The sequence below is a fragment of the Limosilactobacillus oris genome (assembly GCF_025311495.1).
Lineage (GTDB): Bacteria > Bacillota > Bacilli > Lactobacillales > Lactobacillaceae > Limosilactobacillus > Limosilactobacillus oris_A.
The window spans coordinates 232,885-251,300 of record NZ_CP104398.1 but is presented as its reverse complement, the minus strand read 5'-3'; the positions used below and the strand labels follow the sequence as shown (position 1 = coordinate 251,300).

The window sequence follows — 18,416 nt, the reverse complement described above, 5'->3', positions numbered from 1 at the left end:
GCCTACTAAGAAGCCGCCTTTCTAATTTAGTTATAAAATAGATAACTAAAATTCTAAGGAGGCTTTTTTATGTCACGTAAGTACTATAGCAAAAAACTATTTTATAAATACTATAAAGATTGGATTGTACTATACAAGGAACACGCAGTAAGAAAAGTAACTTTAGACAAATACTACCTAACCTATAAGAAGGTAATTGAACTTGCACCAGACCTGCATTTAAACGAGCTTAACCGACGCTCCTATCAGAAGCTGCTTAACGATTACGCACTCAATCATGAGAGAAAAACCACAATGGATTTTCACCATCACCTCAAAGCAGCAATTCTTGATGCAGTCGACGACGGCCTGTTAGAGCATGATCCAACTAGACGGGTTATTATTAAGGGCTGCCCACCCAAATTAAAGAAAAAGAAATATTTAGATATGTATGAATTACAACGTTTATTAAAAAATCTAGAATTGGGTAACCAGATAAACTGGGATTGGTTTATCTTATTGATTGCCAAGACCGGACTAAGGTTTTCAGAAGCATTAGCCTTGACACCTAGTGACTTTAATTTTGAAAAACAGTTAATTACAATCAATAAATCATGGAACTATAAAAGTAAAAAAGGCGCGTTTCAAAAGACAAAGAACAGTTCTTCCAATCGAAAAGTAATGGTTGATTGGCAATTAATGGATCAATTTAAGGAGATGATAAGTAAATCAAAAACTGATTTGCATCAGCCAATTTTTATTGAAGAAAATCAGCGAGTTTTCAACTCCACGATTAATACAATTCTCGAAAAGCACTGTAAAGACAGTAACGTTCCAATTATTTCAGTTCATGGTCTTCGGCACACCCACGCTTCTCTTCTGCTATATGAGGGTGTTTCGATAGCTAGCGTTGCTAAGCGATTGGGACATGCAAATACGACCACAACTCAAGAAACGTACCTTCATATTATCAAGGAACTTGAAAATAAGGATAACAACAAAGTCCTCCATACTCTTGCACAACTAAGCTAATAAAAAATACCGCTTATGTTAAACAACGAGAGGGTTCTCATCTGCTAATATAAGCGGTATTATATATGGGGAGTTAATTTTCGTTGCTCCCAATCGTTAGTGAAGCCCTTAAAACGAAGCTTAGGAGCTTTTTTATTTTGCTCTTTTTTTATCAATTAAAGTCCCCCCTAAGGTCCTGGATAATGTCGTTGATTCCTTCCATAACATTATCATCTTTAGAGGTCAGCTGCGTTAACATCCCCACTAACTCCTTCTCGCTATCCTTGATTTGAGTATTCACTTCGGTTAGGTCTTTAGATACTTGCTTTAAATCAATTTCTGGTTCTGGCTCAAAGGTATCAACATAACGAGGAATATTCAGATTAAAGTCATTCTCTTTAATCTCGTCGAAACTGGCTAAATGGGCATACTTATCAACATCTTGGCGTTTCTTATAAGTATCCAGAATCTTCATGATATCAGTTTCACGGAGCTGATTTTGGTTCTTAACCTTTTCAAATTCCTTTGAAGCATCAATAAACATAACACTCCGATCCTGCTTATTCTTTTTTAGCACGACGATTGTTGTTGGAATTGATGTACTGTAGAACAGGTTTGCTGGTAAGCCAATGACTGCATCAATCGAACCATCTTCTAGCAGTTTTTGCCGGATTTTACCTTCCTTTGCCCCACGGAAAAGTACTCCGTGAGGAAGAATAATTGCCATAACTCCACTGTTTTTCAAGTGGTAGAAACCGTGAAGCAGAAACGCATAATCGGCTTTCGACTTCGGTGCTAGTACACCATACTTACTAAAACGTGGATCCTCCAAGAACCCCTTTGCTGAAGACCAATGAAGAGAATATGGCGGATTCATGACGACGGCATCAAAATTTGTCTTAGCGGAAGGCGGCCAGTCAGCATCTAAAGTATCGCCGTTCCGCAAGTGTTGGTTAGCGGTATCAACATGGTGCAAAATCATATTCATCCGTGCCAAATTATAAGTTGAGGTGTTGATTTCTTGACCATAGTAAATAATTTCGTCTTTCTGCTTAGTGTACTTTTTAAAGTTTAGTAGTAAGGACCCGGATCCCATTGCTGGATCGTAAACGGTTATTCCGTCAGGATAATTATGGCCTACCAAAGTCAGCCGCGTAAGTAATTCTGATACCTTTTGCGGAGTATAAAACTCGCCAGCTTTTTTGCCCGAATCAGATGCAAATTGACCAATTAAATATTCATAAGCATCTCCCAGGCTATCTCCAGACGACTTTACCAAGTCTAATTCACTAATTGCCGCAAGGACTGAGCTGATTGTGTCGGCTTGCTTTTGTGCGTTATTGCCTAACCGACGTGAAAATAAGTCAATGTCATCAAACAAACCTTCAAAGATTTCATTAGTCCCTTCAACTTCTTTGAACGCATCCGCCAAATTGACGATTTGAAATGAATGGTCGTTAACGTGTTCCATCACCTTGGTAAAGGTGTTTTCCGGTGAAATGACGTAGGAAAATGTATCCATTAATTCGTCACGCAGGTCTTCATCAGCGGTATTCTCTTCGTACAGTTCCTGAGCTTCAGCTATCGTGGTAGTCTCCCGACCATCACCAATTTCGTCAGCAATTTCATAGAGCATACTGTCAGAAAGATACTTATAGAATATGATTCCTAGTAAGTAATTCTTGTATTCATTGGCATCCATTTTAGAACGTAGTGCATCTGCAGCGCTATACAATGATGTTTCTAAACTTTTAGTAGCTATTTCACTCATCATTGCCCTCCTAAGTTAAAAAATGTGTGCTGTTCGAGTGCTGCTAACTATACAGTACTTGAACAGGCATCATCATTAGTATAAAACAAAAAAGAATGTTTTAAGACCATTTTTTAGAATAACCCTATTATTTTGCTGTAATAACGATGATGAATCCTTTTAAAATCATTTGGCTTATGATTACCATCTAATGGTATCCTAGTAATAGTAAATTATAAGGATGATGAAAAAATGAGCCAACGTGTAACCATCGGCGACGTTGCCAAGCAGGCCGGTGTTTCCGTAACCACAGTTTCCCGGATTATTAATGGCCACTATGAAAAGATGCGCCCGGCCACCAGAGAGCGGGTGGAAGCAGTCATTGACCAGCTGCACTTTGTGCCCACTGCTTCCGCCCAGCGCCTGCGCCAAGACCAGGGCCACGTTATCGGCGTCCTGGTTGGGGACATTGCTAACCACTTCTCCTCCTTGCTAGCGAAAGGGATCGATGACGTCCTCAAGCGGGCCGGCTACGATATCCTTCTGGTTAACACCAATAATGACCAGGCAACGGAAAAACGGGCGCTCCAGCGGCTTTACCAGCAGCAGGTCGATGGGCTGATCATCCAGCCAGACGCCCGACATTTTCAGCAGTTTGCGGGAATGGTCCAGCGCAAGGTTCCGCTGGTAATCGTCGACCGGGAAATTGACGACTTGCCAGCCGGCGTGACCGCCATTACCAGTGCCAACCGGGATGCCTGCTTTCGGCTTGGGAAGCGCCTAGTCGAGCAGGGCTATAATAATATTTTGGCGATCAGCGCTCACTTTGCCGAGGCCTCCGGGCAAATTCCCCGTTTAGCCGGTTTAGAGGCCGCAGCAACCGAGTATGGGTTAACTTTCCGCAACTTGGAAACACGGGGTCACGACCGCCGCTGGCTGGCGGACCACTTCACCCATGAGCTCGCCCAGCTACCCGGTAAGACAGCAGTGATTTCGTTAATGGGGCCGGTCCTCTTCGACCTCCTCGCGATTTTCCAGCAGTACCACCTAACTTTTCCTGATGATTTTGGCCTAATTAGCTTTGATGACTGGGAATGGTCGCAGTTCGTGGCTAACGGGATCTACCTGCTCAAACAGGATATGGAGCTAATGGGCAACCTCGCCGCCCAGCGCCTCCTCCAGCAAATTGAACAACGCCGGGTAGACGGCTCCACCACCCTGCTCCCGGTCGAAATCGTCGACCGTCCATCAATTTAAAAAATCGTGAGAGTGAGAAAAAACACCGAAAATCGGCAGGCAGCTGATTTTCGGTGTTTGTCTTCGAACCTCCGCAAGGATGGCTAGGTTGGTCAAATACTGATTTATCAGCGTTTGAACTGCCAGCCAGCTATTGCGCTGAGGCATCATTATCTATAAGGTAACTAAGAGGTTGAGTTAATTCCTAGCCTCACGATTTTTATTTTACCAGTAAGTTCAAATTAGCCTTCAAAAGCGTCCGTCAATGGTGGAACCACTTGCTTCTTCCGGGAAACAACACCTGGCAGGTTCATCCGGTGGTTGTCACCCAGCTGGTGGTTGAAGGCCTGTTCAACCTTCTCCGTATCGTCACCGATGACCAGCAGTTCGGAATCACTGTTCAGGATGTTAGTAGCGATCAGGATGAAGACCTGGTAGCCGTTAGCGTCCATCAATTCACGCATCTTCTTTTCCAGGTCAGCCTGCCGCTTGAAGACGTCATCCAGTTCAACCGCGTTGACTTGACCGATCCGCAGCTTGGTACCGCCCAGTTCAAAGGTCTTGGCGTCACCGTCAACGATGTCCGCGTCAGACTTAGCGTCAACGTCGGCCCCGGCCTTCAGCATTTCCACACCGTACTTCTCGTAGTCGTCAACCCCGGCAATCTTTGCTAGGTGTTCAACGGCTTCCCGGTCATGGTCAGTCGTCGTTGGTGAGTTTAAGAGCAGGGTGTCAGAAATGATTGCGGACAGCATCATTCCAGCCAGGTTTGCTGGAATATCAATGTGCTTTTCCTGGAACATTTCAGTCAGGATGGTTGACACACAGCCGTATGGCCGCAAGTTAGCCCACAGCGGTTGAGCAGTGTTAAAGTTGGCAATCCGGTGGTGGTCAACCAAGTGGGTAACAGTGAGCTTGTCAATGTCACTAACACTTTGTTGTGGTTCGTTATGGTCAACCAGCATTACCTTGTCAACTTCATTTGCTGCGGTCTTGATCACCCGGGGTGCCTTCATGCCAAACTTGTTCAGGGCAAACTGGGTTTCCGCGTTTGGTTCACCCAGGGCAACGGCTTCCGTCTCGTATCCCAATTGATTTTGGAAGTATGAGTATGCCATGGCCGCAGTGATGGCATCAGTATCTGGCTTTTGGTGTCCAAAGACTAATTCTTTTTCCATAAAGTAATTCCTCCAATTTATCCCCCACCGGTCCAACACCCAGCGGCAGGATTGTTCATTCACTATTCTATCATGATTCAAGTAATGGTGGAGCTAATTAGCGAATTATTTCCGCCCGGTGCTGACGAAAATAATCCCTCGCCACCGTCCACATTGCCGCATGCTGCTGGTTAAAGAAGCGGGGCGGCTGACCAGTGAGCGGGAAGCGGGCGGTTCGCACCGTTTCCGCGGGTTTGACTGGATAATCATCCTGGCTTAGCAACCGCACCAGGTAAAAGGCGTTGACGGGCTGCACCTGATCACCATTCGGATAGGTATACAGGTCACTGTCCTGGAGCTGGAGGAGCTTTACCGGCGCCACCATTAGCCCGGCGTCCTCCTTAAACTCCCGGACAAGGGTCTGGGCAAAGGTCTCACCATAATCCATGTAGCCGCCAGGGAAGCCCCAGTCGCCGGTATCAGCCCGCTCTTGCAAGAGAACAGCGCCAGCTTTATCAATCAACGCTCCCGACGCGCTAGTCAAGATCAATGGCCGGTGACCGGCCTGCGCCCGCAAATCTGCAATATACGCCATTAACTATCCCCCCTATGAATTATGGTTCTGCCGTGCCTGGTTAAGGTAGGAATGCCAGTACAGGTGGCAGGCAACCATCCACAATAGCTTATCTAAAGCCGCCTTTTCATCCGAGTCATCGGTGCCGATGGCTGGCAAATCCGCGCGCAGGCCGAAGACGTACTGGTAGTCTTCTTCTAAGCGGGCGCAAAAGTAGTCATAGGCCGCGGCCAGGTCATGGTTCCGGGCCTGGACTTGCAGTAAAAAACGCAAGTCGTCAAAGGTAGCGACCCGCCGGCACGCCGCCATAAAAATCAAAGCAGCAAGTTGGTCCCGGTCATATTGCCGCTGGTGGGAATGACCAACAATCCCCCGCTTTACGTAACTGCTAACGGTCCCCGTGGAAATGCGCAGGGGTGCCAGGCCATCAAAGGTCTGGTTTAAATAGCGGGTTACCTGTTCTAAGTAGAGTCCTAGTCGTGGTAAATCGTCGTAGCGCGGCATAATCAGCTCCTGGGTCGCACTCCGCATTTGCCGTCTGATAATTCCCATCAAATCACCCCTCTAAATTCCGCGACTTTAATGTTAGTTCCGCAGGGGCGGCTCCTGCTCTCCCTCATGGAGGATATTGGTTTCTTTAACCCGGATTTTGACCGGCGTCCCTTGGGTTTCAGTATCAATTACAAAGGTGCCGTTCGACTTAATAGAACCAAGGTGGTGGTCAGTAACCGCCACGTCTTGGAATTGTGGCCGATCAGTAATAATCTCAAAGGTCCCCGCAAAGTCAGCGTCATAGGCCAAAAAGTCCGCGATCTTGTGTGGGTGACTTTTGAGCCGGTGCAGGACCAGCTCGCCACGCCGGGCCCGGGCACCGACCGCAATCTCGTCAATCGGCATTTCCTTAAAGGCCCCGCGCTGAGTAATTGAGGCGACCCGTTGACCATCCTTAACCAGTACCAGGTCAACTAAAGCATCGTCATCCTTCAAATTAATTGCTCGTACACCGGCCGTGCGCAGTCCCGTAACTGGGACGTCGGCCACGTCAAAGCGGACCGCATACCCTTCCCGGCTGATTGCCAGGAGGGAGCGGTTTTCATTCGTCGGTTCGTAGTAGTCCACACTGACCACCGTAGCGTCAGCACTCTTGAGTTTTACCGCCATGCTGGCATGGCTCTTGTAGCGAGACCCTGGTTGGTAGTCCTTGTAGGCAGACTGTTTAACCTGGCCGTCAGACGTCCCGAAAATAAAGGATCCCGGCAAGTCAAGTTTGTCAAAGACCATCGCCTTGATAATTTCTTCGTTCTCCGCAAGGCCGATTGTCTGCGAAATATGCTCCCCGGTATCCTTCCAGCGGACGTCCGCCAGTTCGTGGACCGGCCGGTAAATCACATGACCCCGGTTCGTAAACATGAAGAGGTGGGCCAGGGTATTGGTTTGGGTAATCAGCAGCGGGTAGTCGTCCTCCCGCAGGCCATCTTCGTCCAGTGAAGAGGCCTTAAAGGACCGGATACTGCTCCGCTTGATGTAGCCAGCATGGGAAACAAGTACCACCACGTCTTCGTTAGCCACCGTGACCTTAGTATCGATTTCCAGTTTCTCAACCTGGTTTTCAATCTGGGTACGCCGCGGGTTACCAAACTCCTTTTTGACCGCCTGCATTTCCCGGCGAACCACCTTCGACAGTTCTTCGTCGTCGCTCAGGATCAACTGGTATTCGTCAATCAGGTCGGTCAGGTGCTGCTGTTCATCCTCTAACTCCGTGACGTCGGTGTTGGTCAACCGGTACAGCTGCAGGGTTACGATTGCTTCGGCCTGGACATCGGTAAAGGCGTACTGGTCAATCAGGTTCTGCTTGGCATCCTTCCGGTTCTTGCTGGCCCGGATAGTCTTAATGACCCGGTCGAGGATGGACAGGGCCTTGATTAACCCCTCGACAATGTGAAGCCGGCGCTGGGCCTTATCAAGGTTATAGCTGGTCCGCCGCCGGACGACCTCTTTTTGAAAGGCCAGGTAAGAGGTCAGAATGTGCTTCAAACCGACCCGCATTGGCCGCTGGTCATCAATTGCCACCATATTGAAGTTGTAATTGATCTGCAGGTCAGTGTTTTTCAGGAGGTAGTTCAAGATCCCGTTTGCGTTGGCGTTCCGCTTGAGCTCAATTGCGATCTGCAAGCCGCTCCGGTCGGTTTCGTCCCGCGCTTCAACGATTCCTTCCACCTTCTTGGCTAAGCGGAGGTCGTTAATCCGTTTAACCAGCTGGGCCTTGTTAACTTCGTACGGAATCTCCGTCACGTTAATCTGCTGGCGCCCGCCGCGCAGGGTTTCGATTTCCGTCTTGGCCCGGACAACGATCCGGCCGCGACCGGTCTGGTATGCTTTCTTAATGCCATCAGCTCCCTGCACGATTCCACCGGTCGGGAAGTCGGGGCCGGGGATAAACTCCATCAGCTTCTCCAAACTGGCGTCGGGGTGCTTGATGAGGTAGATCAAGGCGTCGAGCACCTCGCCCAGGTTGTGGGTCGGGATTTCGGTCGCATACCCAGCGGAAATCCCGGTCGCCCCGTTGACGAGCAGGTTGGGAATCCGGGCCGGCAAGACGGTGGGCTCCTTTTCGGTATCATCGAAGTTCAGGGTCATTTCGACCGTGTCCTTGTCAATATCCTGGAGCATCAGGCCGGCAATTTTGCTTAACCGGGCTTCGGTGTACCGCATGGCAGCGGCCGGGTCCCCGTCCATCGAACCGTTGTTACCGTGCATTTCGACCAGTGGTTCACGGAGCTTCCAGTCCTGACTGAGCCGAACCAGCGCTTCGTAGATGGAACTGTCCCCGTGGGGGTGAAAGTTCCCCATGACGTTCCCGACGGACTTGGCGGACTTCCGAAAGCCCTTGTCATAGGTATTGTCATCCTTATTCATCGCGTACAAGATCCGCCGCTGAACCGGCTTGAGGCCATCACGGATATCTGGCAGGGCTCGCTCCTGAATGATGGATTTTGAATAACGGCCGAACCGCTCACCCATGAGCCGTTCAAGCGACATTGTTTCAATTTTTGCGTCTCTCACGAAACTGATTCCTTCCTCTCACTTATTGGTTAAGGTGCTTCTTGCTGGCAACTAACTCATCGGATTCCTGGTCGTCACTCAGGGTAAATTGAACGTTTTCTTCAATCCACTCCCGCCGCGGTTCCACTTTATTCCCCATCAGGGTCGTCACCCGCCGTTCTGCCAACTCGGCGTCTTCAATCCGTACCCGGATCAGCGTCCGCGTTTCCGGATTCATCGTTGTTTCCCAGAGCTGGTCGGCGTTCATTTCCCCCAGCCCCTTAAACCGCTGCAACTGGGCCGTCTTGCCCATCCGCTTAGTCAGCTTAGTTAGCTCATCGTTGGTCCAAGCGTAGGTAATCTTCGTCTTCGCGCCTTTTCCCTGCCGGAGAAGGTAGAGGGGTGGCAGGGCAATGTAGACCTTGCCCGCCTCGATCATCGGCCGCATATACTTGTAGAAGAAGGTCAGCAGGAGGATTTGAATATGGGCCCCATCATCATCGGCATCGGTCATGATAATGATCTTGTCGTAGTTGGAGTCGTCAACGTCAAATTCGGATCCGGCACCGGCGCCGACGGTATAGATGATCGTATTCAGCTCTTCGTTTTTCAGCACGTCGTCGAGCTTCGCCTTTTCGGTGTTCAGCACCTTTCCACGAAGGGGCAGGATTGCCTGGTACTTCCGGTCACGGCCTTGCTTAGCCGACCCGCCGGCAGAATCCCCTTCGACCAGGAAGAGTTCATTTTTGTTAGCGTTCTTCGACTGGGCAGGAGTGAGCTTACCGGACAGGTTTCGTTCCTTCCGGCTCTTCCGTTTTCCACCCCGGGCCTGGTTGCGGGCCTTCCGCGCCGCCTCCCGGGCTTCCCGAGCTTTCAGCGCCTTTCTGATTAGCATCTGGGCGAAGTCGCCATTTTCCATCAGGGCATAGTTGAGCTGCTCGCTAACGATCGTATCGACGATTTTGCGGGCTTCCGGTGTTCCCAGCTTATCTTTGGTTTGGCCCTCAAACTGGAGGAGCCGTTCTGGAATGCGGACTGAGATGACCGCTGTCAATCCCTCCCGGACGTCGCTACCCTCGAGGTTCTTGTCGTTAGCCTTCAGGAGGCCAACCCGTTTGGCATACTCATTAAAAGTCTTGGTCCAGGCGCTGCGAAATCCTGCTTCGTGGGTCCCACCGTCTGGCGTCCGCACGTTGTTGACAAAGGAAAGCAGGTTTTCGGAATAACCGTCATTGTACTGAGCAGCGACTTCGACCTCGACTCCTTGATCCTTACCATCAAAGTAAAGGGTCTTGCCCAGGGTGTCTTTCCCCTCGTTGAGGTAAGAAACGAACTCCTGGATTCCGTCATTAAATTGGAAAACGTTTTCCTGCTCCTGGCCCGGACGCTTGTCAGCCAGGACAATCTTGATTCCCTTGAGCAGGAATGCCGATTCCCGCAGACGGTTTGCCAAAGTATTATAGTCGTAAGTTGTGGTTGTAAAAATTGCCGGATCAGGCTTAAAGGTTACAGTTGTCCCGCTATCCGCCCGGGTCTTGCCCAGCTTTTTCAGGGTCCCAACTGGTTGCCCACCATTCTTAAACTTTTCCTGGTAGCGAACATGGTCCCGCACAATCGTCAACGTTAAGTTGGTTGACAGGGCGTTCACTACCGAAGCCCCAACCCCGTGCAGACCACCAGAGGTCTTGTAGCCATCGGCCTGACCAAACTTACCACCAGCATGGAGGACCGTCATGATAACTTCAGGCGTGGGCTTACCCGAGGCGTGCATCCCCACGGGCATCCCCCGACCATGATCCTGAACCGTAATCGAATTGTCAGCCTCAATGGTCACGTTAATTTCGTCACCATAGCCGGAAAGAGCTTCATCCACCGCGTTATCGACGATTTCGTAAACTAAGTGGTGCAACCCCCGGCTATCGGTCGAGCCGATATACATTCCCGGCCGCTTGCGAACGGCTTCCAGACCCTTCAAGACCTGGATTGATGATTCATCGTATTTTACTTTCTTCGTGGTCACAAAATGACCTCCCATATCGCATTTTGAACAGATGTTCGATAGTTGAATTTTATCATGACTGCTAGTGCTTGGCAATCCTAGCCAGCAGCGCCGATAAATTGTTACAATATTGATAATAACTCAAATTAAAGCTATTTCGCAAACTCCAATCTCATTTTTAGCCTGAGAAACTACCGTCAGACTAGAATTCATGGTATCCTAATACTTTGACAAGCACATTATTGAGGTGAATTAAAGATGACGTTCGAAATATGGGGGATGATTATCATCGCCTACTTGCTCGGTTCTATCCCGTCAGGCTTATGGATCGGGCGTATTTTCTACCACAAGGACATTCGAAAGCTGGGGAGTGGCAACATCGGTACCACTAACACCTTCCGTACGCTAGGCCCGGCAGCTGGTACCGTCGTCCTCTTCATGGACGTCCTCAAGGGAACCCTAGCCGCCAGTCAGCCCTACCTGCTGGGGGTTAGCCACAGCGTCAACCCGCTTCTGATTGGGCTCTTCGCCTCACTCGGCCACACGGTTTCCATTTTCGACCACTTTCACGGCGGCAAAGCGGTGGCGACTAGTGCAGGGATCTTGCTGGCATATAACCCGCCGCTGTTTGGCATTGCCTGCCTGATTTTTATCGGCACCCTTCTCCTGACGTCGATGGCGAGTGCTGCTAGCATCGTCGGGATCACCTCAATTTTCATCATTGCCCTTTGCGAGCGAGACCTGATTCTCTCACTCGTCGCTGGTATTTTGACAGTTCTGGTAGTCTACCGGCACAAGGGAAATATCAAGCGAATCATCACTGGCAAAGAGTCGATGGTTCACTTTGGACTGGGGCATTACCTGCGAGAAAAGAACCGTAAGAAATAGGAGGTTAAGACGCATAACTAATCGCAATTAAAAAGGGAAGCAAAATCCAAACCAGATTTTGCTTCCCTTTTTGTTGATTACTAGCTTGTTTAGAATGGCTTGATACTAAAGTGGTACTGCTTGCTTGCGCCCGGTGCCAACCGCGACATCCCCTGCTTATGGAGAAGCAGACCGTCTGTCGCGACGTTATCAGCAATTCCCCACCAGGGTTCGATGCAGGCAAAGTTCGCCTTGGCCGGGTAGGCTGACCAAAGTCCCACGTACTGGGTTTCCTTAGTTGAAACGGTCACTCCATGATCCGTTGCCAAATCGGTCAGCGTCGCCGCAAAGTCCATTCCCCCGGTCTTGAAAATGATTGCGTCATGGGCAAACAACTGGTGGTCAAGTTTGAAGCCCGTGGTCATATCAATCAGCCGCGGGTGTCCAGAATCGTTATAGGGTCCCTCCAGGACAATCCGGGAATATTCCTCCGCCGGGCTAACCGTAAACTTAATATTATTAAAATCTCCGGTTGGTGTTAACGGCATATTGAAGCCGGGATGAGCCCCAATCGCGTAAATTAATGAACGGTCTGCCGGATTAATGACCTCATAGCTTACCTGGAGCTGGGCGGCAACTAACTGGTAGTGGACCCGTAAAATAAATTCAAAAGGAAAAACCTGCCGCGTCTCGTCGTCAGAGCGCTGTTCCAGCACTACCTGTTCACCATCTTGGTTAACCACCGCGAATTGACGGTCCCGGGCAAAACCGTGCTGACCCTGGTGATAAATTTGGTGGTCAAACTCATACTGGTCATCCTTCAACCGGCCAACGAACGGGAAAAGGATGGGCGCTTGCCGTCCCCAACTACGAGCATCTCCTTGCCATAGGTATTCCAGCCCATTGTCCCGGCGTTTAATACTGTGCAGTTGGGCACCGAGTTCATTAATTTCAACCGCTAAGACGTCATTTTGCAGAGTAATCATCGTGTTTCTCCCTTTCATTGATAAACGTTTAACACTTAGTATATACAAACCCTTTCCCTTGCACAATAGCAGAATTACGAAGCGCTTTCAATTCTTTCAAAGTAAAAACCAGTAAAACTTTTATCGCCAAGTTTTACTGGTTTTACCTTATTTCTGAACGGCTTCTTCGTAATCACCGTTTGGACAAATAACCTGTTTGCCCCCCTTAACCTTCTTTTCAACTAAGAAGTGACCATCCTTAGGGCAGTCACGGCCAATTGGGCGGTCCCAGGAAACAAAGTCACAGTCAGGATAGCGGGAGCATCCGTAGAAGACCCGGTTCTTCTTGGACTTCCGTTCCACGACCGTTCCCTTCTTGCAGACCGGGCAGGTCACCCCAGTATCCTTGACGATGGCCTTGGTATTCCGGCAGTTAGGGAAGCGCGAGCAGGCGTAAAACTTACCATACCGGCCCATCTTGATGATCATCGGCGCTCCACAAATATCACAGTCGATGCCGGCCAGTTCATCCTTCATCTGGATCTTGGCAACCTGCTCTTCGGCATTATGGACTTCCTTAGAGAATGGCTGGTAGAAGCTGTCGACCACCTTAATCCAGTTTTGTTTCCCTTCTTCAACTTGGTCTAGTTCACCCTCGACGTCCGCCGTAAACTGGGCGTTAACGATGTCGGGGAACTGTTTTTCAATAATCTTATTGACAATTTCCCCCAGTTCCGTCGGTTCAAAGTGCCGGGATACGAGCCGAACATAGTACCGCCGCTGGATTGTGTCCAGGGTCGGTGCGTAGGTCGATGGCCGGCCGACCCCATTGCTTTCCAAGGTCTTGATGAGGGCCGCTTCTGTGTAACGAGCCGGTGGCTGGGTAAAGTGCTGGGCCGGCTCATCACTGACCATTTGCGCTTGGTCCCCCTCATTCAATTCGGGAAGGACGTTATCCTTATCATCGCCCCGCTTGTAGACCTTGGTAAAGCCTAGGAACTTGACCTTGGAACCATTGGCACGGAAGTCAACCCCGTTCTGTTCCAGGTTGACGTTCATCGTATCAATTACTTCAGGGGTCATCTGGCTGGCGACAAAGCGCGCCCAAATCAGGCTGTATAGCTTGTACTGGTCGTTGGTCAGGTAGGGTTTCATTTTGGCTGGTGTTCGGTGAACCGAGGTTGGCCGAATTGCTTCGTGGGCGTCCTGAGCCCCTTCTGGCAACTTCCCCTTAACCGGCTTGACCGCCGCGTATTCACCACCATACTGCTCATGAATAAATTGCGAGGCCTCGTGCTTAGCAATCGAGGCAATTCGGGTGGAGTCCGTCCGCATATAGGTGATGAGGCCGACAGGGGCTCCCTGCTTAATGTCAATTCCTTCATAAAGCATCTGCGCAGCCATCATCGTCTTCCGGGTCCGGAAGTTCAGCCGCCGGTTAGCGTCCTGCTGCATCGTTGACGTTGTGTACGGCGGTTGTGGTTGGCGCCGCCGTTCCTTCCGCGTAACCTTGGTAATAGCAAAGTCCTGCTTCTTATCGAGCTTACCCAAGATCCGTTGAACATCCTCGTTATTACTGAGCTTGACCTTCTTATCATTTTCACCGTAGAAGGCAGCGGTAAACTTATCCCGGCCGTGCTTAAATTCGGCGTCAATCGTCCAGTACTCTTCGGGTTTGAAATTACGGATTTCATTTTCCCGTTGGATAATCAGGTTAAGGGCAACGGACTGCACCCGGCCGGCACTCAGTCCCTTCTTAACCTTCTTCCACAGGATTGGACTGATAGAATAACCTACTAACCGGTCCAGCACCCGCCGTGCCTGCTGGGCATCGACCAGGTCCATGTTAATAGTCCGCGGTTCCTTAAAAGCGTTCTTAACCGCATCCTTGGTAATTTCGTTAAAGGTTACCCGGTTCTTCTGGTCATCATCTAGTTTCAAAATATTGGAAACGTGCCAGGCAATTGCTTCCCCCTCCCGGTCGGGGTCAGATGCCAGGTAGACCGCCTTAGCGTTCTTCGCATCCTTACGCAACTCCTTAATGACGTCACCCTTCCCCCGGATGGAAATATAGTCAGGCTGGTAGTCGTGTTCAATATCAACTCCCATCCGGCTCTTCGGCAAGTCGCGAACGTGGCCTAGACTAGCAACGACCTTATAGGAGCGCCCCAAAAAGCGGCCAATCGTTTTAGCCTTCGACGGTGATTCGACAATTACAAGATTTTTCTTTACTTTTGAGCGGCGCCGCGTCGTCTTCTTTTTCGTCGCGGTAGCCTTCGTTGTTTTTTTAGCGGTTTTGGTTGCCATAAACAGGCTCCTCACATTTAATATTTTTTCTTCATTAATACATATCTATTATTACATGGAACAGTACTCTGTCAAATGCAAAAATTGATTTTATGGTAATTTCATAATAAATGCAAGGTTCACGCTTAATCAAAGTAAGAACTCGTCCAAAATATCCTGAACCCGAAGAATCGGTTTGGCACCGGCTGCGATCAGCTCGTTACACCCCATCGACCGGCTGGTGTCAATCCGACCAGGAACCGCACAGACGGTCCTGTTTTCCTCCAGGGCTAAATTAGCAGTGATCAAACTCCCGCTGCGCTTCTTGGCCTCAATTACCAGCACGGTTGAGGCTAAGCCCGCAATAATCCTGTTGCGCTCCGGAAAATGGTAGGCCAGGGGCGGCTCGCCGCGACCATACTCAGAGATAACTAAGCCACGCTGGGCCACTGTTTCCTGCAACTGCCGGTTTTCGGTGGGATATACCCGATCCAGGCCACAACCGACTACTCCAATGGTCGGACCATCATTAGCCAGGGCGAGCCGGTGACTCATCCCGTCAACCCCCTTGGCAAGGCCGCTCACGACGGTAACCTGCCGTTTGGCAAGCTGGGGAATCAGCCCCCGTAAAACCGTTTCACCGTAACTAGACATGTCCCGGGCACCAACCACTGCTAAGAGTGGATTTTTGAGCAATTCCAACCGCCCAGTGTAAAACAAGACTAGGGGTGGGCAGTAAGTCTCCCGCAGCTGGTCCGGGTAGTCATCATCCATAATCGTAATATAAGGAAAACGCTGGTTATACTCCACCGCCGCGGCAAGCTGGTCACTAGCCCAGTTGTTCAGAAGTGCCTCCTGCGAACTCGGACCGAGCTGGGCCCACTGCGCCAGTGCCTTGAGGTCGGTAAAGCAGTGGTGCTGTCTAGCAACCTGCCACAAGCGGACCTTGCTGACCTGACCAATCCCGCGGCATAAATTTAACTGTAATAAGAATTTTCGAATCGACATCATAAAAAAGCCTCCTACCTAATAAGTACGAGACTTTCACTAATTTGCACTATAAATATTTCGGCACTGGGTTAAACGACCGCCGGTGAATCGGGCACGCCCCTAAGCGAGCAAGTCCGGCGAGGTGCTCCTTCGTCCCGTAGCCCATGTTTTCGGCAAACCCATAGCCAGGGTAGACCCGGTCATAATCCTTCATCAGATGATCCCGGTATTCCTTAGCGACAATGCTGGCGGCCGCCACACTGATACTTTTTTGGTCGCCCTTGATTAGGGTGGTTTGCGGGTAGTCAAACGACAACGGAACCGCGTCGACAATCAGGTGGTCCGGCCGGTGGTTCAGATTACGCACCGCCCGCATCATCGCATCCTGGGTCGCCGCGTAGATGTTCAACCGGTCGATCGTTTCCCGGTCGTTAACCGCAATGCTGACTTCCACGGCCTCATCGACGATCCTGAGGTAGAGCTGCTCTCGTTCGTGACGGGTCAGCTGCTTGGAGTCCGTCACCCCAATCAGGTCAAAATCAGGCTCTAAAATTACCGCACAGGTCACCACCGGGCCAGCAAGGGGACCGCGCCCCACTTCATCCATCCCCGCGACGTAACGGCAACCGCTCTGCCAGAGCTGCCGCTCGTAGTTAAAGCGTTGCTGAAAGGCCTGACGCGCGGCTTGCTGACGTTCGACCCGTCGCTGGTGTTGCCGTAGTGCCGCCTGCACTCCCTTCCGGTCATCGGCAGCCAGTTCGGCCAACCGGGGATCTGTCAAATTGTCAATTGTTGCCAGCAAGGCCCGGACTTCACTGACCGTCTGCTTACTCATTGATTCCCTCCGCGTTTAAATCGCTCGGAACTTCCATCGTGATGGGTCCCAGCTTGCCCTTGCGTAAATCAAAAATCAGCCGTTCACTGGCCCGGTCATAGTCATCACGGAAACCAAGTTTGCTGGTAATCGTCAGCAGGAGGTCGGGATTACCAACTGCCGTGTCTAAGTCCTGGTCAGTCAGGTGGTAACGCTTCTTCAACAACTCCGGCTGGTGTTCCCGCAGATAGGCCAGTGCAAAGAGGGCCACGTCGTCCTTTGGATAGAGACTATCCTTGATAGCGCCGGAAAGAGCCAGCATTACCCCCTGCTTAGGACTGGCAAACTTGTGCCAGAGCACACCAGGCGTATCTAATAATTCAAGTTCTGCCGACGAACGCAGCCACTGCTGCCCGGTCGTCACGCCGGGGCGGTTTCCCGTCTGGGCGACGTTCTTCTTGACCAGGTGGTTGAGGAGGGTCGATTTACCAACATTCGGCACCCCAACACACATGGCCCGAATCGGCCGCTTTTTGAGGCCCTTGGCCGCCTCCTGCGCTAACTGGTCATGGAGAATTTCCTTACTTTTATTGGTAACCAATTTGCTGACGTTATGCTGCCGCGAATCAAGTGCCAAGAATGGCTGCCCCTTCGCCGTAAAGTATTGCTTCCATTCCGCTAGCCGGTCCGGGTCTGCCAAGTCGGTCTTGGTCATGATTAGCAAACCGGGCTTATCGCCTGCTGCCAGGGCTACCTCGGGATTCTGAGATGAATACGGGACCCGTGCATCCACCAATTCAAAGACAATGTCAACCAACGGCATTTGTTCACGAATCTGCCGCAGAGCCTTAGCCATATGTCCTGGGAACCATTGAATCGTTGCCATAATTAACTCCCTCCTAATTCATCGCATCCAAATACCGCCGCCAAGCCGCGTCAAAAATGGTCATCGCCGGCAGGTAATCCGCGTTTTCTTCCAGGTACTGCGAAATTTCCTCAAAGTCCGTTGACTGCTTCGGAAAGGCCGAGTCTAAAAAGGCGTTATTGGCGAACTGCTCAATCTCGTCCGCACTGTTCGGATTGCGCTGCGTCATTAGGTAGCGGTAAAAACTTTCCTGGTTCATATAAAACTCTCCTTTCTTAATTAGTCGGAACCGTAATCAGGAACTTAAACCGCCCCTGGGCCATGTTAATTTCCTGAGCCGAATACTTCAGCGACCGCTTAGCACTATACTGGTTAAGGTCCAGTAAGATTGTCTTCTTCTTCGCGTCAATTTTTACCCATTTGGGAACATTATAGTTCTTTGCAATGTAGCCCATCACGATTTTAACAGGAAGATTGAGCCGGCCAATTGACAATCCCTTAGCCCGCAACAAAACATTGCCGTTCTTTTGCCGCTCGGGAATAAAGTTAAGGGCAAAGCGAATCTTGGCTCCCAGAAACTTAGTGTCCCCGGCCAAGGTCGCATACTGCTGGCCGACAATAAAGGTGTACTTGACCTGCTGGCCCCTCAAGAAACGGTTTAGGTAGTTTGCCGCTAGCGCATTCACCTGGTGACGATTGAGTTCAACCGTCATCGAGGTGTCGCCAATGTCAGCTTTGCGGGTTACCGCTGGGGTTGGTGCCGGGGCAGTCACCCGGTTGATAACGATTCCGGTTGCCAGCACAATCACCGCCAGCAAAACGGTAAAGGCCCACTTCCACCGGTTCACTGGCCGGTTTGTCTTTACTGATCTTTTCTCCAT

The 18,416-nt window shown here is 50.3% G+C and carries 16 protein-coding genes; 3 read left to right on the top strand and 13 right to left on the bottom strand.

Annotated features, from left to right (window positions below; translation table 11 throughout):
• The first annotated feature begins 69 nt into the window (after positions 1 to 69).
• The gene (locus tag N4599_RS01280; RefSeq protein WP_260901424.1) at positions 70 to 1,011 is read left to right on the top strand and encodes a site-specific integrase; all 942 of its coding nucleotides are present in this window, start codon (positions 70 to 72) and stop codon (positions 1,009 to 1,011) included.
• Positions 1,012 to 1,162: 151 nt separating this feature from the next.
• Here the strand turns inward: N4599_RS01280 and N4599_RS01275 are convergent, their stop codons facing one another.
• The gene (locus N4599_RS01275) at positions 1,163 to 2,764 is read right to left on the bottom strand and encodes a type I restriction-modification system subunit M (RefSeq protein WP_419719950.1); all 1,602 of its coding nucleotides are present in this window, start codon (positions 2,762 to 2,764) and stop codon (positions 1,163 to 1,165) included.
• 228 nt (positions 2,765 to 2,992) lie between these two features.
• Here N4599_RS01275 and N4599_RS01270 point away from each other — a divergent pair, with 228 nt between their 5' ends.
• The gene (locus N4599_RS01270) at positions 2,993 to 3,997 is read left to right on the top strand and encodes a LacI family DNA-binding transcriptional regulator (RefSeq protein ID WP_260901423.1); all 1,005 of its coding nucleotides are present in this window, start codon (positions 2,993 to 2,995) and stop codon (positions 3,995 to 3,997) included.
• 221 nt (positions 3,998 to 4,218) lie between these two features.
• Here N4599_RS01270 and N4599_RS01265 read toward each other — a convergent pair whose 3' ends face one another.
• The 5 genes from N4599_RS01265 to parE all read right to left on the bottom strand — a co-directional run bounded on the left by N4599_RS01265 (position 4,219) and on the right by parE (position 10,784).
• Positions 4,219 to 5,154 carry a manganese-dependent inorganic pyrophosphatase gene (locus tag N4599_RS01265; protein WP_260901422.1) on the bottom strand — a complete coding sequence of 312 codons (936 nt, stop codon included), beginning with the start codon at positions 5,152 to 5,154 and terminating at the stop codon, positions 4,219 to 4,221.
• A gap of 97 nt (positions 5,155 to 5,251) precedes the next feature.
• Positions 5,252 to 5,728: an NUDIX hydrolase gene (locus N4599_RS01260; RefSeq protein WP_260901420.1), complete on the bottom strand. Its 477-nt coding sequence runs from the start codon at positions 5,726 to 5,728 to the stop codon at positions 5,252 to 5,254.
• A gap of 12 nt (positions 5,729 to 5,740) precedes the next feature.
• Positions 5,741 to 6,259 (bottom strand): DUF1836 domain-containing protein, encoded by a 519-nt coding sequence (locus N4599_RS01255; protein WP_260901419.1) that lies wholly within the window; start codon positions 6,257 to 6,259, stop codon positions 5,741 to 5,743.
• A gap of 33 nt (positions 6,260 to 6,292) precedes the next feature.
• On the bottom strand, positions 6,293 to 8,770 hold the full coding sequence (gene parC, locus N4599_RS01250; RefSeq protein ID WP_260901417.1) for a DNA topoisomerase IV subunit A: 2,478 nt from the start codon (positions 8,768 to 8,770) through the stop codon (positions 6,293 to 6,295).
• Between the two features lie 22 nt (positions 8,771 to 8,792).
• Positions 8,793 to 10,784 (bottom strand): DNA topoisomerase IV subunit B, encoded by a 1,992-nt coding sequence (gene parE / locus N4599_RS01245; RefSeq protein WP_260901415.1) that lies wholly within the window; start codon positions 10,782 to 10,784, stop codon positions 8,793 to 8,795.
• A 222-nt stretch (positions 10,785 to 11,006) separates the two neighbouring features.
• On the opposite strand from parE, the gene plsY reads away from it, so the two are divergent.
• Positions 11,007 to 11,636 (top strand): glycerol-3-phosphate 1-O-acyltransferase PlsY, encoded by a 630-nt coding sequence (gene plsY / locus N4599_RS01240; RefSeq protein WP_260901413.1) that lies wholly within the window; start codon positions 11,007 to 11,009, stop codon positions 11,634 to 11,636.
• An 89-nt stretch (positions 11,637 to 11,725) separates the two neighbouring features.
• On the opposite strand, the gene N4599_RS01235 is transcribed toward plsY, so the two are convergent.
• The 7 genes from N4599_RS01235 to N4599_RS01205 all read right to left on the bottom strand — a co-directional run bounded on the left by N4599_RS01235 (position 11,726) and on the right by N4599_RS01205 (position 18,416).
• Positions 11,726 to 12,601 (bottom strand): aldose 1-epimerase family protein, encoded by an 876-nt coding sequence (locus N4599_RS01235; RefSeq protein ID WP_260901411.1) that lies wholly within the window; start codon positions 12,599 to 12,601, stop codon positions 11,726 to 11,728.
• Between the two features lie 147 nt (positions 12,602 to 12,748).
• Positions 12,749 to 14,887, bottom strand: coding sequence for a type I DNA topoisomerase (gene topA, locus N4599_RS01230; protein ID WP_062813067.1), 2,139 nt, complete (start codon positions 14,885 to 14,887; stop codon positions 12,749 to 12,751).
• A 129-nt stretch (positions 14,888 to 15,016) separates the two neighbouring features.
• Positions 15,017 to 15,877, bottom strand: a complete 861-nt coding sequence (gene dprA, locus N4599_RS01225; protein ID WP_260901408.1) for a DNA-processing protein DprA — start codon at positions 15,875 to 15,877, stop codon at positions 15,017 to 15,019.
• 46 nt (positions 15,878 to 15,923) lie between these two features.
• Positions 15,924 to 16,691: a ribonuclease HII gene (locus N4599_RS01220; RefSeq protein ID WP_260901406.1), complete on the bottom strand. Its 768-nt coding sequence runs from the start codon at positions 16,689 to 16,691 to the stop codon at positions 15,924 to 15,926.
• Positions 16,684 to 17,556, bottom strand: a complete 873-nt coding sequence (gene ylqF / locus N4599_RS01215) for a ribosome biogenesis GTPase YlqF (RefSeq protein WP_260901404.1) — start codon at positions 17,554 to 17,556, stop codon at positions 16,684 to 16,686. The genes N4599_RS01220 and ylqF overlap by 8 nt, the downstream gene beginning before the upstream one ends.
• Before the next feature lie 13 nt (positions 17,557 to 17,569).
• Positions 17,570 to 17,794, bottom strand: coding sequence for a YozE family protein (locus N4599_RS01210; RefSeq protein ID WP_062813063.1), 225 nt, complete (start codon positions 17,792 to 17,794; stop codon positions 17,570 to 17,572).
• Positions 17,795 to 17,810: 16 nt separating this feature from the next.
• Positions 17,811 to 18,416 carry a YpmS family protein gene (locus tag N4599_RS01205; protein ID WP_260901401.1) on the bottom strand — a complete coding sequence of 202 codons (606 nt, stop codon included), beginning with the start codon at positions 18,414 to 18,416 and terminating at the stop codon, positions 17,811 to 17,813.